This is a genomic window from Acidimicrobiia bacterium (assembly GCA_029210695.1).
Lineage (GTDB): Bacteria > Actinomycetota > Acidimicrobiia > Spongiisociales > JAHEDJ01 > JAHEDJ01.
The window spans coordinates 41,735-62,655 of sequence record JARGFH010000019.1 but is presented as its reverse complement, the minus strand read 5'-3'; the positions used below and the strand labels follow the sequence as shown (position 1 = coordinate 62,655).

The 20,921-nt window shown below is 63.6% G+C and carries 21 protein-coding genes; 17 read left to right on the top strand and 4 right to left on the bottom strand.

Annotation, left to right across the window (positions count from 1 at the left end; all coding sequences use genetic code 11):
- Positions 1–111: IS110 family transposase (locus P1T08_08130; protein ID MDF1596049.1), on the top strand; the 111-nt coding region annotated here is incomplete at its 5' end.
- A 275-nt stretch (positions 112–386) separates the two neighbouring features.
- Here the strand turns inward: P1T08_08130 and P1T08_08125 are convergent.
- Positions 387–689, bottom strand: a complete 303-nt coding sequence (locus tag P1T08_08125; protein ID MDF1596048.1) for a VanZ family protein — start codon at positions 687–689, stop codon at positions 387–389.
- A gap of 369 nt (positions 690–1,058) precedes the next feature.
- On the opposite strand from P1T08_08125, the gene P1T08_08120 reads away from it, so the two are divergent.
- From P1T08_08120 to P1T08_08105, 4 genes are all read left to right on the top strand, one after another.
- Positions 1,059–1,295: a type II toxin-antitoxin system prevent-host-death family antitoxin gene (locus P1T08_08120; protein MDF1596047.1), complete on the top strand. Its 237-nt coding sequence runs from the start codon at positions 1,059–1,061 to the stop codon at positions 1,293–1,295.
- A 4-nt stretch (positions 1,296–1,299) separates the two neighbouring features.
- Positions 1,300–1,707, top strand: coding sequence for a type II toxin-antitoxin system VapC family toxin (locus P1T08_08115; protein MDF1596046.1), 408 nt, complete (start codon positions 1,300–1,302; stop codon positions 1,705–1,707).
- A gap of 222 nt (positions 1,708–1,929) precedes the next feature.
- Positions 1,930–3,105, top strand: a complete 1,176-nt coding sequence (locus P1T08_08110; GenBank protein ID MDF1596045.1) for an AI-2E family transporter — start codon at positions 1,930–1,932, stop codon at positions 3,103–3,105.
- A 94-nt stretch (positions 3,106–3,199) separates the two neighbouring features.
- A complete protein-coding gene (locus P1T08_08105; protein MDF1596044.1) occupies positions 3,200–4,384 on the top strand; it encodes an adenylate/guanylate cyclase domain-containing protein in 1,185 nt (394 codons plus the stop codon).
- Between the two features lie 203 nt (positions 4,385–4,587).
- On the opposite strand, the gene P1T08_08100 is transcribed toward P1T08_08105, so the two are convergent.
- On the bottom strand, positions 4,588–5,343 hold the full coding sequence (locus tag P1T08_08100; protein ID MDF1596043.1) for a class I SAM-dependent methyltransferase: 756 nt from the start codon (positions 5,341–5,343) through the stop codon (positions 4,588–4,590).
- Between the two features lie 127 nt (positions 5,344–5,470).
- Between P1T08_08100 and P1T08_08095 the strand changes: the two genes are divergently transcribed.
- A complete protein-coding gene (locus P1T08_08095; protein ID MDF1596042.1) occupies positions 5,471–6,094 on the top strand; it encodes a hypothetical protein in 624 nt (207 codons plus the stop codon).
- On the opposite strand, the gene P1T08_08090 is transcribed toward P1T08_08095, so the two are convergent.
- Positions 6,074–6,244, bottom strand: coding sequence for a hypothetical protein (locus P1T08_08090; protein MDF1596041.1), 171 nt, complete (start codon positions 6,242–6,244; stop codon positions 6,074–6,076). The two genes, P1T08_08095 and P1T08_08090, sit on opposite strands and share 21 nt — an antisense overlap.
- Before the next feature lie 63 nt (positions 6,245–6,307).
- Here P1T08_08090 and P1T08_08085 point away from each other — a divergent pair, with 63 nt between their 5' ends.
- The 11 genes from P1T08_08085 to P1T08_08035 all read left to right on the top strand — a co-directional run bounded on the left by P1T08_08085 (position 6,308) and on the right by P1T08_08035 (position 19,263).
- The gene (locus P1T08_08085) at positions 6,308–8,839 is read left to right on the top strand and encodes a hypothetical protein (GenBank protein MDF1596040.1); all 2,532 of its coding nucleotides are present in this window, start codon (positions 6,308–6,310) and stop codon (positions 8,837–8,839) included.
- On the top strand, positions 8,829–9,278 hold the full coding sequence (locus P1T08_08080; GenBank protein MDF1596039.1) for a hypothetical protein: 450 nt from the start codon (positions 8,829–8,831) through the stop codon (positions 9,276–9,278). The genes P1T08_08085 and P1T08_08080 overlap by 11 nt, the downstream gene beginning before the upstream one ends.
- Positions 9,279–9,289: 11 nt before the next feature.
- Complete coding sequence (locus P1T08_08075; GenBank protein ID MDF1596038.1) at positions 9,290–10,198, top strand: hypothetical protein; 909 nt, start codon at positions 9,290–9,292, stop codon at positions 10,196–10,198.
- Positions 10,195–11,208: a terpene cyclase/mutase family protein gene (locus tag P1T08_08070; GenBank protein MDF1596037.1), complete on the top strand. Its 1,014-nt coding sequence runs from the start codon at positions 10,195–10,197 to the stop codon at positions 11,206–11,208. Before P1T08_08075 ends, P1T08_08070 begins: the two co-directional genes overlap by 4 nt.
- Positions 11,209–11,442, top strand: coding sequence for a hypothetical protein (locus tag P1T08_08065; GenBank protein MDF1596036.1), 234 nt, complete (start codon positions 11,209–11,211; stop codon positions 11,440–11,442).
- A 73-nt stretch (positions 11,443–11,515) separates the two neighbouring features.
- Positions 11,516–12,904, top strand: coding sequence for a serine protease (locus tag P1T08_08060; protein ID MDF1596035.1), 1,389 nt, complete (start codon positions 11,516–11,518; stop codon positions 12,902–12,904).
- A gap of 185 nt (positions 12,905–13,089) precedes the next feature.
- Positions 13,090–14,226: an FIST N-terminal domain-containing protein gene (locus tag P1T08_08055; protein ID MDF1596034.1), complete on the top strand. Its 1,137-nt coding sequence runs from the start codon at positions 13,090–13,092 to the stop codon at positions 14,224–14,226.
- 65 nt (positions 14,227–14,291) lie between these two features.
- Positions 14,292–16,007: an ATP-binding protein gene (locus P1T08_08050; protein MDF1596033.1), complete on the top strand. Its 1,716-nt coding sequence runs from the start codon at positions 14,292–14,294 to the stop codon at positions 16,005–16,007.
- A 557-nt stretch (positions 16,008–16,564) separates the two neighbouring features.
- Entirely contained in the window at positions 16,565–17,383 is an 819-nt protein-coding gene (locus P1T08_08045) for an alpha/beta hydrolase (GenBank protein ID MDF1596032.1), read from the top strand.
- A complete protein-coding gene (locus P1T08_08040) occupies positions 17,380–17,952 on the top strand; it encodes a WHG domain-containing protein (protein ID MDF1596031.1) in 573 nt (190 codons plus the stop codon). Before P1T08_08045 ends, P1T08_08040 begins: the two co-directional genes overlap by 4 nt.
- 576 nt (positions 17,953–18,528) lie before the next feature.
- Positions 18,529–19,263, top strand: a complete 735-nt coding sequence (locus tag P1T08_08035; GenBank protein ID MDF1596030.1) for a DUF4386 domain-containing protein — start codon at positions 18,529–18,531, stop codon at positions 19,261–19,263.
- A gap of 472 nt (positions 19,264–19,735) precedes the next feature.
- Here the strand turns inward: P1T08_08035 and P1T08_08030 are convergent, their stop codons facing one another.
- Positions 19,736–20,869, bottom strand: a complete 1,134-nt coding sequence (locus tag P1T08_08030) for a mechanosensitive ion channel family protein (protein ID MDF1596029.1) — start codon at positions 20,867–20,869, stop codon at positions 19,736–19,738.
- Positions 20,870–20,921: the final 52 nt, after the last annotated feature.

The window sequence follows — 20,921 nt, the reverse complement described above, 5'->3', positions numbered from 1 at the left end:
GAACGCAAACTCGCTGAAGGTAAAACAAAGAAAGAAGCGATCCGGGTACTGAAACGGCGCCTCTCCGACGTCGTCTACCGCCACCTGACCACCGACCAGCAGCAGCGTTAGGGCCCGGGGGGCACCCAGGAACGACTCTGCCGCGTGCGTGACCGGCGTTGCATCCTGAATCGCCGGCTCTTCCGCTCAGCCACCCCGGGCCACCCCCAAACCTACACCCCACGATCACCTCGGTCACGGCCGAGCGGCACCAACGCGCCCAAAAACCCCCTTGACAACCAAACAGGCATCGTTCGGCTCGGGTGAGCCTGGAGGGCGATATCGCCCATATTTCGTGGTCGGTGCGGTCAGTCGTGCGCGCTGGTAGTGGTGGCGGTTGCGCGAGATCAGGCGAACATGATTCGCCAGCCGGCCCAGCCGATCGCTGCGCCTATCGTGTTGAGCAGAAGGTCATCGACATCGAACGCGCGATATGGGAACCCGACCGCAACGGAGATGCCTATCTGCGTGAGCTCGATACCGAGCGACACTGCGAAGGCCCCGAGCAAGGTTGCTAGCCGGTGGAATCGGGCACCGACGACCGGTAGGAGGAACCCCAGAGGAGCCAGGAGGAAAAGGTTCCCGATCAGCTGGCGAATACCGCTTTCCTGAGCGTCGGCGAGCTGCTGACTGATCGTCGCGAGCGGCACCAGGTTCGACCAAGGCCATCCTGGTGGGACGGCCCCGAACCCTCCAGATAGAAGGTTCGGTCCCCGGAGGGATCACGGTCCTTGGCGTACTGGCCGTCGTAGGCCCGGGCGAAGGACGGCGTGTAATCGTTGTCCATCAGAGTGGATGCTACGGAATTTGTATCGATGCCGGACGCCCCCACGCAACCCATGTTCGCTTTCCCCGATCACCGCACAGCCCGGTGGGCTAGAGCTTTCCCACCTGCTCAAAATGTGCCGGTATGCGCGGTTGACCGTGCGAGGCAATTTGTAACACATTCTGCAATCGGTGCGGTGTGGTCGGCAGCCAATCACCTTCCAATCATGTATCACGCGTCATACACTCGTCTCATGCCAGACATTTCGATCCGCGAACTACGCAACCACGGCGGTGCCGTCGTCGACCGCGTCGCCAAAGGTGAGCGGCTCACCATCACCCGATCCGGAAGACCTGTCGCCGAACTGCGACCCCTCGGTCGGCAGCCAGTTCAACTTGATGTGATCATCGCACGGCGCCGGCAGCTTCCACACCTCGACCCGGTCCAACTACGCAAGGACCTCGATCGGGTCCTCGACCCGTCCGTGTGATCTCGTGGCCCGTGGGATTCTCGATACCGGCACCCTCATCCTCCTTGGGCGTCTCCACGAAACCGACGCCCTCCCCGATGAACCACAGATCACCGCAATCACACTCGCCGAACTCTCGGTCGGGCCGCTAGTAGCCAGCAACGACCAGGAACGCGCCGCCCGCCAAGCCCACCTGCAACAAGCCGAAGCTGATTTCGACGCGCTCCCATATGATGCAGCAGCTGCCCGCAGTTTCGGCCAAGTCGCCGCCTCTTTGCGAACAGCCGTACGCAAACCGGCAGCACGCGCCTACGACGCCATGATCGCTGCAGTCGCCCTAGCCAATGACCTACCCATCCACACCTGCAACCCGCACGACTTCACCGGCATCAACGGGCTGACCGTTGTCGCCGTTGCCCACCCCGACCAATAACCACACCGGGGGGCCGGCGTCGGCCAGCACGACCAGCACCGACAGCAAGGGGGTTTGTTGCCGTTCTCGATCTCGGCCAGATAGCTGTAGGAGACGCAGACGCTCTCTTCGCATCGGTCCCTGGGGAGCGAACACCGAAGTGGTATCCGTGGTTCGCTCGAGACGACTAGTGCGTGCCGGATGCGATCGCGTGCCTCTCTCGTTGCGTATGCTGTCGACACGATGATTGACTCAACCCCCGTGTGGCTGAAGAAGGCCGCTGCGTTCAGCTGGCGCTACCTCCTGGTTCTCGCCGCGGTCTACATCACGTTCCGAGCGGTGGCTGTCGTCAAGGTGGTCGTACTGCCGATCATCCTCGGTCTGTTCGCAGCGTCTGTGCTCAGCCCGCTGGCCCAGCGGCTCAAGGCGCGAGGGTGGTCGCCTGCCCTCGCCACCTGGGGGACGATCCTCGGTCTCGTCCCGGTCGTCGCTCTGTTCGTCCTCTTCCTGGTTCCGTCGTTCGCAGACGGAATCGAGCCGCTCGGTGAGGCCCTGGACGAGTCGGTGCAGTGGGTGACGGAATGGTTGAGCGAAGGCCCGCTCGGGCTGTCGCAAGCCGACATCGAGGGCCACATCGACGATGCGATTGCTCAGATCCAGAACAATGCAGGAGCGATCACCACCGGTGTGCTCGGTGGGGCGACCGTCGCCTTCGAGATCGTCACCGGTCTCGTCCTCACGCTGCTGGTGACCTTCTTCTATCTGAAGGACGGCGACCGGGCGTACCAAGGACTGTTGCAGCGGGTGTCCGACCCGGATCGCACTCGACGCGGCCTCGAGGCCGCCTGGCGGACGCTGTCGGGCTACGTCCGCGGTCTCGCCATTGTGGGACTCATCGACGCGATCTTCATCGGGATCGGTCTGGCGATCGTGGGAACGCCGCTCGTCCTGCCGCTGATGTCGCTGGTGTTCATCGGCGGGTTCTTCCCGATCATCGGTGCCTTCATCTCTGGACTGCTCGCCGTGGCGGTGTCGTTCGTGAGCGGAGGTGGCACCGACGCGCTCATCATCCTGGCCGTGGTGGTCGGTGTGCAGCAGTTCGAGGGCAACGTTCTCCATCCGATCGTCTTCAAGAAGGCGCTCTCCCTCCACCCGTTGCTGATTCTCCTTGCCATCGGTGTGGGTGGCGTGGCCTTCGGCATCGTCGGGGTCTTCCTGGCGGTACCGCTCACCGGTATGGCCATCGCCGTGCACCAGGCGGTCTCCGATGATCCAGAGTCCAGCGTGGTCAACCTGCTCACCGATCGCCCGTACGAGACCACCGGCCGCCTGGAGGCGCTGATCGCCGAGCGCGTCGAAGGATCTGAGAATGTATCCGAAGAGGACGACGACGTCGAGGACGGCCACCGACCAGAGTGAAGCCGGATCGACCCGGACTCCGACCTGGGAAGCCGGGACGAGGAGCTCCGGGCATACATCGACGTAGCGGGTCCGCCGGTAATGTGCATGAACTATGACCGAGACGGATCCAACCGGGGCCGGAACGACAGGCGAGCGCAGCGCTGTGGCAGATGTGCTCCGAGTGATCATTCGAGCTCCTGCCGACCTCGATGCCACCCTGCAGACGATCCTCGACCATGCAGTTCGGTTGTGCCGGGCCGATAAAGGTTTCGTCTACCTCCGCGACGGTGACGTCTACCGACATAGGGTCGACCGGGGTGCACCCCCGGAAGTCGTGGACTTCAACATCGCCAATCCCATACACCCCACTCGGGGCACCATCACCGGTCGCACCGTTATCGAGCGTCGAGCTGTTCACATTCCGGACATTTTCGAGGATGTCGAGTACGAATACTGGGAGGCGCAGAGACTGGGCGGGTTCAGGTCGCTGTTGTCGGTCCCGATGTTGCTCGACAACGACGTCGTCGGAGTCGTTTCGGTCTGGAGGAGCGAACTGCAACCTTTCGATGATGCGGAGATCGAACTCGTCTCCGTGTTTGCAGATCAAGCCTCGCTTGCATTTGAGACAAGCCGCCTGGTGGCGACCGTCGAACGCCAGCGAAGAGAACTAGCTCGCTATCTCCCGAGCCAGGTTGCCGATCTTCTCACGTCGTCGGACAACGAAGAACTCCTGGCCGGCCACCGGCGCGACATCACCGTCGTGTTCTGTGATCTCAGAGGTTTCACCGCGTTTTCGTCGACGGCGGAACCGGAGGAAGTGATCGGCGTTCTGGCCGACTACCACGAACACATGGGACGCCTGATAGTCGAGGCCGGCGGCACTCTGAGCGACTTCGCCGGAGACGGACTCATGGTGTACTTCAACGACCCGGAGCCAATGGAAGATCACATCGACCGTGCCATTGCCATGGCCCGCAGAATGCAAAGCGCCTTCCTGCCTCTTTCGGAGGAGTGGCAGCGGAGCGGCCACGATCTTGGACTTGGTGTCGGGATCGCTACCGGGTTCGCGACCCTAGGCCGCATCGGGTTCGAGGACCGTTTCCACTACGGGGCAATCGGCAGCGTCGTCAACCTGGCGGCGCGACTCTGCGGCGAGGCCGCGGCCGGAACGATACTCCTGAGCCAGCGAACTCGAGCCGGCGCCACCGACGTCGAGGAGACGTTGGAGATTGGGCCACTCGAGCTGAAAGGGTTCAGCCAACCCGTGCCCGCCTTCAAAATCGAAACGGCACCCTGACACCGGACCAGTCATTGCCGCCGCGCCCACGAATGTGACGATTTCGGCCCGGCGCTGAGTGATCCACTTCAAGGAATCCGCCGGAAGCACCCGACGCTTTTCTGGCCAATCGTCCCTGAGCCCGCGGGCCTCATCACGGACGGGCATCATGTCGAGGCCGGTTCCTCAGCATCGAAGCACGGGCCTTTCGGGCCTTATCCGCGTCAGGGGCGGGCCACGAATATGAGCTCGTTGCCCTCTCCGATGGGGGTCCCGTCGAAGTCGCCGTAGCGTTCCACCACCTCATAACCGGCACGGGCCAACAGGTGCTCCAGCTCAAATCGGTAGAACCAGCGCAAACGGATGTCGTTGGTATCTTCAGAGACCTTCTTGTTCTCGCGCCAGCCTTCGACCCGGAAGACGGCATGCAGGACCTGAGTGCGATGGTTGTGGGTGACTCTGGTGTAACGCCTCATGGACAGGTCCCCCTCCGTCCACTCGATGTCCAGATACTCGGCCAGGCCACCTTTGGCGATGTAATCCAGATTGGGATCGAAAACGTCGAAGGCCAGCAGGCCCCCGGGAGCAAGATGGTGGCGAGCACGGTCCAAAAAGGCGAGCTGATCGTCCACGGTGTACAGATGCTGAAAGGCGCGGAAAGCGCTGAAGATGAGAGCGAAGCGCTGGGGGGCGAGATCAAAGGAGCGGGCGTCGCCGAGGACGAAACGTAGATCGGCGGGCAGGCCCTTGCCACGGGCGACCTCCAGCATGCTCTCGGAGGCATCCAGGCCGACGCACTCGAAACCCTCTTGGGCGATGGGCAAGAGCACCCGGCCGGTGCCGCAACCCACCTCCAGGATGGGACCGCCCGTACGCCGGGCCAGTTCCAGATAGAAGGTTCGGTCCCCGGAGGGATCACGGTCCTTGGCGTACTGGCCGTCGTAGGCCCGGGCGAAGGACGGCGTGTAATCGTTGTCCATCAGAGTGGATGCTACGGGATTTGCATCGATGCCGGACGCCCCCACGCAACCCATGTTCGCTCTCTCTGGTCACCGCACAGCCCCGTATGCAAGGGGCTTCGTACCCGCTCAGTCGTAGGATCGTTGTGTGCGAGCGACCACCCGACAACTCTGGGAAGAGCGCGATCGTCATGAAGGCGATCGGAAGCGTCTCCATACCGTTGTCAGGGAGGTCGTAGACGGAAACACCGTGATATACCCAGGTTCGTTCGTAGACATCGCTCCCTCCTTTGTCTTCCCGTCGGTCACCTACATCGATACGGACAAGAGAACTCCGAGTTTCTTTGCCGATGAAGAAGGCATCACTGAGATCATCGCCAGCGAGGGCGGTTCGCCAACAGCCGAGGTCCGATTCATTCACGGGGACTATCAGGCAGATCTTGGTCTCGCCCCTGAATCATTCGACCTGCTGGTCTCGCTATATGCAGGGTTCGTGGCGAAATACTGCACCTACTACCTCCGGGTTGGCGGCATCCTCCTGGCTGCTCCGAGCCACGGTGACGTGGCCATGGCCTCCATCGACCCCAGGTACCGCCTTGTCAGCGTTATCGAGTCACGATCCGGGAACTACCGGATCAAAACAACCGAACTCGACTCCTACCTGGTTCCGAAGTCTGAAGTAGAGATCACTCCGGCGATGCTCCAAGAACGAAGGCGAGGCATTGCATACACCAGGTCGCCGTTCGGATATCTATTCCAGCGAGTCAACTGAAAACTGACCGTAGCCGGCAACATGCCGCTCCTCGGGTGACATTCCGAGACGCTGGTGTGGGCCGGTATCGCCTAACGAAAGCAGCGTGGTGACGCGCTTTCCTTCCGCCGGATGGACGTCACGCACTTCCCTAGCTTCCGGATCTCCCATCACAGGCACCTCTTTGTTGGTGTAGGTTCGGCTGCGGGCTGGGATCAACCGAGGAGGGACTCAATGGGTTGGTTCACACATCTGCTCGGCGTTGGTGCCGTCTACGCCGCCGCGCTCCCACAGTTCGGCGGGGAGGATCCGCTCGGCGCCGCCCCCGGCCCCGACAACTGGCATCACGAAGGTTTGACTAGAATGGCGGCCCGGGGCTCCGGCTGGTCCGAAGAGGCGGAGAACGCCCTCGCTTTCCACGCCGACTACGTCGACTCCTATCTCTACAACCCACTCTGGTGGTTTGACCTCGCCAACGGCGGAGGGCCGGGACGTCTCCCGGTGGTGATGTCGTCGCAAAGCGAACTCATCAAGGTCCATTTCGACGACCTGTTCCACCCCGAGTCGGTCCGGGCCATGTGGCGTCGCTACCTGTCGGGCACCGCGGCCGCGCTGATCTGGCTCGGCCACGCCTCCAGCGCCCCGAGGGAGCAGCGTATTCGGATGGCCCACAACGCCGTCGGCGTCTCACTGCATGCCATGCAGGACTTCTACTCCCACTCCAACTGGATCGACGACAAAAGACTGAGGAACTGCACCTGGTTCGAAGTCGATCCCGCCGACCGGGCGAAGTTGAGCCTCTGGACCGGCTCGTACGAACTGCCGCACCACCTGGGAATCAAACCCCATGGGGCGTTTCTTTTCGCCTGCACGATCCTCAACCGCATCGGCCCGGTCGGCCGTCGTCTCATGTCGGTGATCTGTCACGCCGCCTCACCCGTCTCGCAGGGCTCGCTGTGCCGGTGGTTCAAACAGTGCCAGGAGGCGGTGCCGCTCACCCCACCCGACGTGGGTGGTATCGATCTGCCCGACGACATCCTGTGGGTCGAGCCGGGCATCAACGTCGACAGCCACTGGCAGGCGGAACTTGGTGTGGACGTGAGGGGCCTGGAAATCACCGGCCGGGAGGCCTTTGATATCGCCTATGAGCTGGCGTATCGAACCTCGTGTCAGTGGCTTCACACCCTCGACCACGTCATGGACGAGGCAGGCCTCCAAGACTTCTGGCAGCAGGTGAAGACCGAGGGCGTGTCGCGAGCCAACTACAAAACCCCGACCGACCCGTGGGAGGACTTCGCTCAGATCCCCTACCGGTTCGTCACCGCCGGCAGCTATCCGCCGGTTCAGGGTCACGACGACACCGAGGACTGGTATCTGCGGCTCCAGATCCGAACCGCCAATACCGGGAATGCGGGCACCGACGCCGACATCGTGCCGTTCGTCAACGGGGTTCGGTACCCGATCCTCGACCACGGGGTGCCGCCCAGCGGCGGGGCGTCGAGCCGGTCACTGTTTCAGACCCTGCTCGGGCACAACGACTTCGAGCGTGGAGACACTGCCGCCTATGTGATCGGACCCATAGACGGTATTCCCAACACGGTGACCCTGCTCAACGATGCCCCGAACGTCGGCGACGTCATCCTCGCCGCCCTCGAAGGGCTGTGGGACACCGTGGTCGGAGTGTTGGAGTCGGTCGTCGACTTCTTCAAGGGCATATGGGGCTACGACGCCGACTTCGTCGACAAGGACCACCAGATGATCAGCGCCGCCACCCTCAATGCACTTGGTCCGGGCGGGAGACACAACTTCTCGTTGCGATGTGACGGCGGTTCAGAAGGCGACTACCGCATCTACGGACATGTGGACGCCACCTCCACCACCGGCACCTTCGGCAATGGTGTGCCGTGGCGTGAGTACCGGGTTCACTTCAGGCAGCTTCATTGCATCGAGGAGTCGGATTGGGATCGATTCTCCAACTCCGACGAGCCGTTCGTGTTGGGGTTGGTTATCCCCCACGGTGGAACCCAGCCGATGATCTCGTGGCGGACCGGCCCCTTCAGCGATGTCGACTCTGGTGAAGACCGGTCGATCAATCGCACCTTCACGGTGCGAGTGCCGCAGCGTTACGGGTTCATCTCGGTGGCGGTGGCCGTCTACGAACATGACGACGAGTCGTCCGGTGACCGCGACGAGCTGCTCAGGGACTTCGCCGGCAACGTGGGCGCCGGCATCGTCGACGCCGAGGACACCTTCTTCGAAACGCTCGGCGAGTCGATCGCGGCGGGTTGGAAGCTTCACTCGGTCGAGGCGACTGCCTTTCGTCGTTCGGAACGCGTCGAGGTGAGAGAGTTCGACTCTCGGACCTTCGATCGTTGGGTGGACGGTGGAGACAGAGTGGACTGGCGTCTTCAGGGCGGACGGACCTGGCGTGCCGACGTGCCCGACACCAACCGATGTGGCTGCGAGGAGCCCGGCGTGGAGTTTGAGCTGCCCAACCTCGACGTCGAGATCCCCCGGCTCGACTTCGGGCCGAAGGTGGAGCAGAACCGGGAGGCGGTAAAGGACGACGGAGCCGTGTTCGAGCTCGACCTGGCCGCAGTAGCCATCAAGTTGAGCCCCCGCTTCGAGGTGGGCATCGACATCGTCGACGAGGTGCGGGTGCCCGAACTCCCCGGCCGTGAAGACATCGACTGTGGCCCGGGCGGGCACCACTCGGAATCGAAGGATAATGACAGCAAAGAGAAGGGGGAACGCAGTGCCAAGTGAGATATCGGTCCTGAGCGGCGATGGCCAATGGAAAGCCGAGATTGAAGCGTTCAAGACCAACCTCTTGTTCTATTCAAGCATCGGCTGCGAAGTGAAGGTCTACCACCGGGAGGAGACCACCAACGTCTGGGGAAACAAGAAGACGGACTGGGTGCGACGCAATGCTGATTCGATCTTCATCCGCAACGTGTACAGCGGAACCGGCCCCGGAACCGGAACGAGAGAGAAGACCTGCACCAATGCATCGAGTTGTGAACTGAAGGAGTGGGCGGTGGGTGTGACCGTCAGCCTTCCGGCCGACTCGGTGACCGACGTTGGTGGTGGGGCCATCCTCGACATCGATAGCGTGGAGTCGACGGTGTCGGTCCGGATCGAGCGCCAGACGCTGAACGGCAACGTCTCGGCCTCGAGCGCATTCTCGGATAGCGGCATCTGGTAGCCGGTCGATGGTTGCGTCGGAGACTGGGTGTCTCCGGGTCGGGACGCTCGGAGACACTCGAATTGCTGCGCGGGGTGGTGCCGGTCGACACCGAGTGCTCCCCACCACCCGCCTTCGAGCGTCTCTTTGACGAGCTGCTGCTTGCTCGAGTTGCCGCGGCGGTCCCGGAGCGGGGCGACACCAAGCGCCTCAGCCAGATTGCCGGGTGGGGTGCGGCGGCCTGCTGGATCACTGCGGAACCGGATACCGAAGACGTGGTCTATGCGGCCGCCGGGGCCTTCAATCTGGCGGTCGCCGTCTTCGACTCGGTGCTGGACCGGGGTCCCGAACGATCGGCGGCCCTGGTTGGATCGCTGGCGCCCCCTCATCTGGCGAGGGTGTTGAATGATCCCGAGCGACAGCGATTCGAGCCGGTTGGGTCCGAGCATGAACCGGTGACCGAGCTCTTCCACGTGGCTCTGGCGGGGTTCGTCGGGCGATGGGGCAACGACCGGGGACATATGTCACTGGCACTCGATCTACTGTCGACCATGTATCGCTCCGAGGTAGGAGAGTCGGATGACCCAATGCCGGCCAAGGCTCTGCCCAGTGCCTTTCTCGGTTTGATGGGCACGAACGACCCAGCACACATCGACATGCATCGGGCGCTCGGTCGTTTCCTGGCAGCCTGGGACGATTGGATGGATCTCGACGAAGACCTTCTCGGTTTCCGGCCCAATAGATACCTCGGTAACCCCCAGGGCTGGAATGTGATGTGCTACCTGGTCCAGGCGGTGAAGCTGGTGGCAAGCAGCCGGGCGCACCGGCCGGTCAGGAGCGACCTGCGCCGGCAGCTGCAAGCCACGATCCACAAGGCGATGGCTCTCGACCACGTTGCCCGCTCCCGCACCTTGGGCTTCGTCGAGGCGCTGCTGCGATGACTCCATCGGAGGTGTGGCGGATGGCCCGGTTTGCCCTCGCCTCCTCGACAGATCGGATACAGGCCTGGCGGAGTCGGGCACCACGTCATTCGCTTGCCTGGCCGGTGCCGTCGGCGGATGTGGCGCCCGAGGCCGTTCGGCTCGGAGCAGAATTCCTCCAGTCGTGTCAGAGAGACGACGGCAGCCTCCGTGGGTTCCAGCTGACGCCGGGAGCATCGGTCGAGTGGATCACGGCGCACGTGGCGCTGGTGACGATGGGGGTCGATGAACTCGCCGACCTCCGCAGTCGGGCCGCGGAGTATCTGCTGAAGGTGGGACCCCTCGACGGGGGCTGGGGGTACAACAGAAGAGTCGGTCGCGACTTGGATTCGACTCTCCAGGCGCTGCTGGTGATCGAGAGCGAGGGGTTGTCGGCTCCACGGTTCCTCAACGAGTGGGTGAAAGACAGTCAACGGTCGGACGGCTCCTACCCGACCTACGTGACCGACGCCGCGGCCGAAACGACCGGCTGGCATGCCGCTCACCCCGACGTGACACAGATGGCGGCCTGGTACTTCCGCCGGATGGGCGATGAGGCGCCGTACCGGAAATGTCTCGAATGGCTGGAGCGGTTCGCTCGTCGATGGGAGCGCCCCTCGTATTGGTGGCCGGGGTATGGATACAGCCTGTGGATGGACCGCCAGATCGAGCCGGATCCACCTCCTGCTCATCGAGCGGAGGAGGAGCTTGCGAAGTCCCATTCAGCACCCCAGTCCGCGTTTGCTCTCGCCGCCGCGGTCGGAATCGTGGATCGAAACCAGATCGAACGCGGGGTAACGCGACTCCTCGCCCAGCAACTGACGGACGGTTCCTGGTGGTGTGACCCGTGCCTGCGAGTCACCAGCCGGACGGTTCACGAAGCGGCCCCGATCGCGCCGGGTCTGGTGGCACCGGACCCCTACCGCGTCTTCTCGACGGCACATTGCGTAGCTTCGATCTCTGCGGCCCATCGGTGGTTGCGCAGCAGTTGAGTGAGAGCCTGGAATCAGGCCCCCGAACCCCACTACGACACCGTCGCCGATCCAGGGCAGGTGCAGATCTACGAGACGATCCTGCTGACCACCGACCGAGAGGTGACCACCACCCTGCTGCGAGGGGCCACCTACCTCAAGGACAATCGGTTGCTGCCGGCACCCAGGACTCGGCGGCAATCAGCTGTTCGGGCCCCCGCAGTCCTTCTTGATCTCTCGAACGAGCCCTCGTGATCGTGGCGCAGGCGGGATAGTGTGCTGCTTCAGACACGACGGCCTCCGGCCGATGTCAACCAAGGACCCGGAGATGGACACGACGGTGAGAAGAGCGCTTGCGATCGGGATGATGGTGTTACTGGCGGCCTGCAGCGGGCCGTCGGTATCGACTTCGATCGTTCGCCGGCCCTCTACAACTGTACCCCCCACCTCGACCACTACCTCAACCGTTTCGGCTGCTTTGAGCCCACAGGAGGTCTTCGAGACTGTGTCGCCGGCCCTGGCGTACATCGAAACCGACCTGGGTTCAGGTTCGGGGGTGCTGTTCGACGAGTGGCATCTGGTGACCAACGCTCATGTGGTCTGGCCCTACGACGACGTGAGGGTGGTTTTTCCGGACGGGACGGAACTCCTCGATGCCGACGTCACCCACATCGACGAGATCGCCGATCTGGCCATCGTGGATGTGAGCCGGGCCGCACCGCGGCTGCCCGAACCGGTCACGCTCGGCGACCCGGACGGGCTGGCAGTGGGCGGCGAGCTGTATCTGATCGGTTATCCCGGTGAGGTCGAGGAATATCCGCAGCCGACCCTGACGAGGGGGATCCTGTCCCGGGTGCGGACAATCGATGCGCTTGGTCTCGAGTTTCTGCAGACCGACGCGGTGATCGCCGGCGGCCAGAGCGGCGGTGCCCTGGTCGACGACAACGGAACGGTGATCGGCATCTCCGGCCTCGGATCGGAAGGTTTCGCTCTAGCCGCATCTGCGGCCGACGTACGGGAGAGGCTGGCCGACATGCTGGCCGGCCGCGACACCGACGGTATCGCCGACCGGTCCTTCCCCGGTGGGCCCGGCGAGCTCAGCTATACCGGGCCGATTGAACATTACTTCGTTGAGAAGACATGGGTGGTGGACATGCTGGCGGGCGAAGAACTGCAGGTAGAGGCCACCAGCGATGGTGACGTATACGTGGCGCTCACCGCCTTCGACGGGTTCCTGGAAGGGGAGGCCGACGAAGGCGAAACTGGAACAGAATCGCTGACCGTGGTAGCACCGTTCGACGGCCCATACTTCCTGACCCTCGACTCCTTCGCACCCGTACCGATCGACGTGACGCTGACGAGCAACCTTCCGTTGCGGCCGCTGTCCGACCCCGACGACGAGACGGTCGTTGTGCCGGGCCAGACCGTCGTTGGGTACGCCGACTATCCCGGTGATATCGATACCTATCGCATCGACTTGTCGGCCGGAGACCGGATCACCGTGACGGTGAGTGCCGTATTGATGGATCCGGAAATCATCATCGACCTGGAGGGCAATGAGGCCGACTTCCTCGGCCGGGACGACAGCTCGGGAGGCGGCCTGTTCGGCACCGACGCCCGGCTGAGCTTCAGAGCCGACACCGACGCCACCTACTTCCTCGTGGTGGTTGATGAGTTCTACGGCCCGGGTGGGTATGTGATGACAATCGAGCGTTGATCCGGCCGAGGAAGCTCCACCAGCCGCGCGCAAGCGCCTGTTCCTCCCCAGCCGCGGCTCGACGACTGTTGATCGCTTCTGCAGTAGGCCCCGAACGGCAGCCGGCATTCACCCGGGCGTGAGCAATCTCCTAAGGCGGACCGGGAATACTGTCGACTAGCTAGAAGAACAACCAGGGAGCGCCGGTGGATGTCTACTGCACCGAACACGACTTGAGTCAAGGGTGGACCCGTCCATTGCCGACGGTGTCCAATCCGGAGCGCACGCTGGTTCTTGCCTTCGGCGCAGCCGACACCTATCGCCATGATCCCGGTCCCCTGGTCGAACTCCGCTCTGCCATGCCCGGGGCCGTCATCGCCGGCTGCTCGACTGCCGGCGAGATCTCCGGGGCACGGGTCCGGGACGGTTCGCTGTCCGTGGCCGTCGTGGAGTTCGGCTCCGCCCGGGTGCGGATGGCGGTGGCGGATTGCGAATCGGGGGAGGATTCGTTCAGGGCCGGAGAGTCGCTGGCCGCCCAGCTCGAAGGACCGGATCTCACCGCGGTCCTGGTCCTGTCCGACGGACTACACGTGAACGGATCCGAACTCGTGAGGGGCATCACCAGCCGGCTGCCAAAGGGAACCCCCGTCACCGGCGGCCTGGCCGCCGACGGCGATCGATTCGAACGAACCTGGGTGCTGGTCGACGGCGCACCGGTCGAACAGCGGGTGACTGCGGTCGGATTCTACGGGGATTCGATTCGATTCCGCCACGGTTCGCAGGGAGGTTGGGACATCTTCGGCCCCGAGCGGATCATCACACGATCGGAAGGGAGCGTGCTCTACGAGCTCGACGGCCGGCCCGCCCTGGAGCTCTACAAGCAGTACCTGGGCGACCTTGCGGAAGGCCTGCCGGCAACCGGCCTGCTGTTCCCGCTGGCAGTTCGCCAGGATCCGGACGGCCGCTACCTCGTGCGAACAATCCTGGCTGTGGACGAACGGCAGCAGTCGCTGACGTTCGCCGGAGACGTCCCGATGGGCAAGCGAGCCCAGCTGATGCAAGCCAACTTCGACCGGCTCATTGGGGGCGCCGAACAGGCGGCCCATCAGGCCGGCAACGGCACCACCGGACCGGTTCTGTCAATCGCCATCAGCTGTGTAGGCCGTCGACTCGTGTTGGGCGACCGGACCGAAGAAGAGGTTGAAGCGACCCTCGAGGGGCTTCCCGCAGGCAGCCACCAACTCGGCTTCTACTCCTACGGGGAGATTTCTCCCTACTCGGACGGAACCTGCCAACTCCACAACCAGACCATGACCCTCACCACCATAAGCGAGGACATTTGAACCCTCTTCTCGCTCGCCAGCTTCGTCGTCTGGGGCTCACCGAAGACGCCCCTCCCGGAGACCCCATGGCGTGGAGGAGCCTGCTCGAGCGAGTCGAGCGGTCCTACGAGGACGCCGAACAGAACCGCTACTTGCTTGAACGGTCGCTCCAGATCTCCTCTCAGGAGATGCGAGACCTCTACGAGGAGTTGAAACGGAGCAGCGAAGCGCGCGAACAGGAGCAGGAGACCCGCCTGCGGGCGGTGGTGGACTCACTCAGCGACGGGTTGTGCACCCTCGATTCCGAGGGCCGGGTGGCCTTCGCCAACCCGTCAGCTGCCAGGCTATTGGGGCTGACCCCCGCAGACATGCGAGGAACCAGGATTCTGTCCAGGTTCAGGTTCCTTCCCGACCACCCGGCGGAACACGTCACGCCCGGTGACGTGCTGAAGGCGATCGCCAGGGGCGAACACTTCTCGGACGACACGGCACTCCTCCTCGCCGCCGATGGGCAAGTGGTGCCGGTGGCGTGTGTCGTCAACCCGATCAGAACGGGGAACGGAGCCGAACGAGCCGTCCTCCTGTTCAGCGACCTCACCGAACGGCGCGAGGCCCTCGAGGCGATCCACCGCACCGAACAGCACTACCACACCCTGTTCCATGCGCTGCCGATCGCCGTATACGAGGAAGATTTCAGCGCCGTCGGGCGCTGGCTCGATGAGCTGCGAACCGCCGGAGTCACAGACATACGCAGCTACCTCGAATCCAACCGGACCAAGTTACGCGAGGCGATCAGCCTCGTCATCGTCAAAGATGTCAACCCGGCAGTGCTCGACATGCTCGAAGCAGACCATCCGAGCCAGCTACTGGGCCCGCTCAACCCGCAAGTATTCACCGAAGAAACGCTCAACTCGATGATGGAGCAACTCATCGCCATCTGGGAGGACAGGGACTCGGTGCTGATGGAGTTGACCGGAGCTACCTTGCAGAACAACCGGCTCGACGCCATCTTCCAGTGGTCGGCGAGTCGAATCGGCGGTCGTTTGGACCTATCCAAGGTGCTGGTTGCCGTAACCGACATCACGGCCCGCAAGCTGGTCGAGGACCAAATGGCCAGTCTGGTCAGGTCGAAGGACGAGTTCCTGGCCAGCGTAAGTCACGAACTGCGGACACCGCTGACCGCAGTGTACGGAAGTGCAGAAGTCCTCTTAGAGGAGTGGGGCCGGCTCCCCTCCGACGAGCGCCTCGAGCTGGTCGGATACATCGCTTCGGAGAGCCGGGAGCTCGCCAACATCGTCGAGGACCTGTTGGTGGCCGCCCGGGCCGACATCGGGAGTCTGACCGTCAAGGTAGAGCCCATGGACATCCGCGTCGAAGTCGAATCGGCCCTCCGGGCCGTCAGCACGAACGAAACCCCGCACGAGATCGACCTCGAGCAGCTGGAAGGGTGGGTGATCGCCGACCCGCTCCGGTTCCGCCAGATCATCCGGAATCTCGTCACCAACGCCCTCCGCTACGGGGGTTCCCAGGTCACTCTGCACAGCAAAGTCGCCGACGGCTACCTGGCGCTGTCCGTCAAAGATGATGGGGCGGGTGTTCCCGCCGATCAGCGAGAAGCCATCTTCGAGCCCTACCACCGTGCCCACATTGCCAACGGCGTGCCGGGATCGGTCGGACTGGGGCTCACGGTGGCCCGCCAGCTGGCCGTCTTGATGGGCGGTGAGCTTCGCTACGTCCGCTCCGGTTCGCTCTCGAGTTTCGACCTGACGCTCCCGGCGGCGACCGAACCTGCGCATCGCTGAAGGCCTCGCCATGGGCGTCTCACCCTCGAAGGACAGGTGTTGAGCGGCCAGGGCGACGACTACGAATACTGATTCTCCTTCGATACCGACAACGTGCCCCGTCTGTTCGCCAGGTTGCTGGAAACGTCGTTCCCGACCCTCGCCGAAGCCCTCGACTGAGTGAACGGGCAACGAATCGGAACCCTGACCATCGGGCAACCGGGTCGAGGGCAGCACTCCCCCACGTCGGCGAGGTTCGGTCGCAGCCTGCTTACCGCCATCCCGCCCGGCCGCCAGATACCTCTGTTGCTCGTACTGCTCCGCGAGAGCTTCACAACCGGACCGTTCCACAACAGCACCGCCTTTCGGGATTGGCTGAAACTCAAACGAGTTCCGTTCAAGTTCTTCAACTACTTCTCAGAGACGCTTCTGATGGAGAACGTCCGGTGCCAATGGACGCTCCTCTGTCGAAGCGCTCAAGGCGTGGTCACCTCGATGGAACGGAACCGCCGCGGTCGGCGACCGTCTCCCTTGACATGCCTAACTAACGTCATTAGTGTATTGACTACACTCATTAGTTGAGTACGGGAGTAGACATGAATACGCAACAGCTCGACCTGGCCGGCGGCACGATCGGCTTCGATGACAGCGGTGGAAGCGGCCCGCTGGTGGTGATGCTTCCCGGCGCCGGCGACGTTCGCCACGAGTACCGGTTGGTGGCACCCGACCTTGTGGCGGGCGGCGCCCGCGTAGTAACCATGGACTTGCGCGGGCACGGCGACTCATCGGCGGACTGGCCGGGGTATGGAGTGGTCGAGACGGCAGGCGATCTGGTTGCGCTCCTCGATCACCTCGATGCAGGTCCGGCCACCGTGGTGGCAACGTCGTTTTCCCCGGCCGCCGCGTTGTGGGCGGCGGCCGATCGCCCCGACCTGATCGGCCGGCTGGTCCTCATCAGCGCTCACCTCGAGACGGCTCCGATCTGGCAACGCATCCCGCTCGGCCTGATGCTGCGCGGCCCGTTCGCAGGAGGGCTGTGGTCCGGCCAGTTCCGTAAATGGCATCCGGCGGCACCGCCAGCTGATCTCGGGGAGCAAGCAGCCGCGCTGGCCAAGATGATGGCCGACCCCCGACGGCGAAGGGCGGTGCGGGAGACCCTGACGGCCCACCGCAACGGCTTGGCCGAACGCATCGCCCGGGTAGATGTCCCCACGCTGGTCGTCATGGGTGGCGCCGATTCCCACTTCAAAGATCCGGCGGCGACGGGCGAGTCGATAGCGGCAGACACCGGCGGCAAGGTGCATGTGGTCCCCGATGCCGGCCACTACCCGCACGTCGAGTTCCCAGGCCAGGTGACCGCTGAGATCACCGACTTCCTCGCTGAGACCCGGACTTGACCGGGCGCAGAGGACTCACCGCGGAGGCGGTCGTCGATGCCGCCACCGCCATCGTCGAAGCGGAGGGAACATCGGGGCTCACGCTGAGCCGGGTCGCCCGGGAGCTGGGCGTCAAACCGCCTTCGCTGTACAACCATGTCACCCGACTCGACACCCTCCGCCGCGACGTCGCCATGCGGGCCATCGAGAACCTCGCCACCAGGCTCAGCGCGGCGGCCATGGGCCGCACAGGACGGGCTGCCTTACATGCCATCGCCGTTGAGTTCCGCTCCTACGCCGCCGCCCACCCCGGCCTCTACGAGTTGACTGCTCGAGCGCGGCCCGACGACGAGGAGTACGCCAGAGTCTCCATGCGGCCCGTGGAACCGGTCCTCGCCATCCTGCGCGGATACGACCTCGACGAGGAGGAGGCGATCCATGCCGCCCGGACGCTTCGGGCTGCGCTCCACGGGTTCGTGTCGCTCGAGGGCATCGGCGGGTTCGGACTCGAGGTAGAGGTGGACGCATCATTCGCATGGCTCGTCGAGCGGCTCGCCGACGCACTCGAATCGTCCGCGGTACGGAGCTAGCTCGCCGGACTAGTGGTCTGTCTGCTATTTGATGACCGGGGTAGGCAGTGCCACGAACCCTGCCACAGCGGGGATCGTCCGGCAGGAGACCAAGTCACCAAATCCGCGACGGACCACTAGCGAGCGGTCTACGCCAACTGCGCTTCGACGGATGAGACCAACCTGGAAAGGCCGGTTCTGCGCCAAGGGGCCCTTTTCTCCGGAGGTGTCTTCCACGGAGTGACGCTTTCTATCCAAAGTGCCGAACTGTGACCAAACCGGGCTACATCGTCGAGGAGCTCTGCGTAGAACACGAGAGGCGGACCGAACGAACGCCCCAGACAGCCTGGTCCAAAGGCCCCTGGCGGACTCCCGGCAACTCAGGCATGGTAGGGAGAGTCTCCCCGCAGCGGGGAACACCGACTATGTCGGTGACCGTCACTCGAGAGAGGCGGAGAGCTGCCGGGCGTTGGACTGCCGAGCCCGGAGGATCGACCAGAGGACCCGCAGCGCCACGATCCTCACGACCTGCGAAAGGACGCTCGAAGTACTCCGTTGTCCACGACTTCCGCCACCGCAAGGAAGGGTAATGACAAGATGGAAGCGACACCGACCTACCGGAACAACGCGATCTGGGCCGGGATCTTCTTCATCATTGCTACTGCGTTCCTGTTCGTTGGGGAGGCATTCTACAAGCCTGCCCTGACCGACCCAGATGTGCTGACCGCGGCAGCAGGTGCGAAGAATGACATCCCACTGGGCGTTCTCATCGAATTCGCCTGCGTTCTGGCGATTCCCCTGATCGCAGTCGCGCTGTACCCGGTGTTGCGGCGCGTCAGCGCCACTCTGGCCATTGGGTACGTGGCGTTTCGCCTGTTCGAAGCCGCGATCTTCTTTCAGATCGAAGTCGACCGGCTTCTGGTGCTGGCCATTTCCCGCGAGTTTGTGGCAGCGCCCACCGCCAACACCGATCAGATCGACCTGCTGTTACGCACCTTGATGGGTGGCGAAGCCTGGTCGGGCACATCCGGCTCCCTCTACAACATCGTCTTCGTGGTCGGGATGCTGATGTTGAACTGGATGCTCTGGAAATCGCGACTGGTGCCGCAGTGGATTGCAGGCTGGGGGATGGTCTTGGGAACGGTCCTCGGCGGGTTGGCGATCGTGGTGCTCTTCCTCGAGGTCTCGAGTGCCCTCGCCATAACGCTGATTGCCCCGCTTGCCGTGCAGGAAATGGTCCTGGCTCTTTGGTTCATCTTCAAGGGCTTCGACCGGGCGGCCCTCGACAGATTGGCGAGCGAGGAAGCTCCCCTCGCCATGCTCCAGGGATGAAATAGAGGTAACCGGAACACGCAGCCAAGCGCGCCGACCTCCATACCCTGCGCTCTCGATCCCCGGAACGCTGAACGGAATCCGCCCCGGTGGTGTGACCCGTGCCTGCGCGTCATCAGCCGGACGATTCACGAAGCAGTCCCGATTGCGCCGGGTCTCTTGGCATCGGACCCCTACCGCGTCTTCTCGACGGCCCATTGCGTAGCTTCGATCTCTACGGCCGATCGGTGGTTGGGTAGCAGTTGACTGAGAGTCGACATCGTCTTCAAGTCGAAGCCAAGAGAAGAGTTGCGTGGTGCACGCTCGAAGGTTGCAGGCAGGCTCGGGCTGCACTCGAATACTGAGGCCGGTCGCAGCGAAGCCTCTCCGGAGTCCCGCACTCAGCTCGGGACTTGCCCTGGTTCGGGGTTCATCGGGGAGCGAACAGAGCACAAGCCAGACACGCCCCAGCAGCTGGATGCCAGACCCGTGACTACTCCCCCGCTTCCTCCTCTGCCGGCTCCTCGGCAACTATTTCCTCGTGGGCGTGGTCTTCCACGGCGCCACCGACCGGTTCCTCGGTTGGCTCGGCCTCGACCTGATGCATCCACACGGTGCGCTGCGGAAACGGTATCTCGATTCCTTCGGCATCGAAAGCCTCTTTGAGGCGCCCACGAACCAGGCGGGCGGTGGTCCACTGTTCGGCCGGTTCCACCTTCATGGCCAGACGAAGAGCGATGGCATTCGCCCCAAACGCCTCAACGCCCCATATCTCCGGTTCCTCCAGGATGGTGGCGTTGTCCGGGGCCTCTTCCCACACCTCATCAGCAACGCGCTTGATGACCGACATCGCCCGGGCAATGTCGGTGTCGTATGCGACCTCGACATCCAACACCGCGCGGGCCCACTCCTGAGACTTGTTGGCCACACGACGAATCTCACCATTCGGAAAGTGCCACAACGTGCCATGAACGTCCCGAAGTTGGGTGGTGCGCAGGCTCACCGCCTCGACCACCCCGGCCGCATCGCCGACATCGATGACATCCCCGACGCCGTACTGATCTTCGATCAGCATGAAGATCCCGCTCAGGTAGTCCTTCACCAGGCTCTGGGCACCGAAGCCCAGAGCAATACCCACAATCCCGGCGCTGGCGATGAGAGGTCCCAGGTTGACGTCGAACTCGGCGAGCGCCATCAAGGCGGCCATCGTGTAGATAATGATCGAGGCCAGGCCGCCCATCACATTGCCGAGGGTGCGGGCGCGCTGCGCGGCGCGTTCAGAAGACTCGCGCAAGTCCAAGGCCCGGGCCAGTGCCCGCTGCCGGAGATTCGGCCGGCGCTCGTTTCGAGCCTTGGCCTCTGCTTCCACAGCTTCCGAAGCTTGCTCGGCTTCGCGGCTTGCCACCATCCTGTCGACCATTCTCGAGATCATCCGGCGAACGATCCGGTTGACCAGCCAGGCGACGGCGAGAATCAACAGGGCAGCCAGCGGCGCCTGAAACCAGTCCGATGCCGACGCGAGCGATTCGTTGCCTGTGATGTCGAGAATCAACTCACACAGGGGGCCCGGGTCGGCACCGCACGCATCGGTGAGCGTTTCCTGAGCAAGCACGAGGGTGGGTTCCATCTGTCCTCCGCAGCAGCCGACACCTGATGCCGGCCAAGGTACCAGCAAGGCC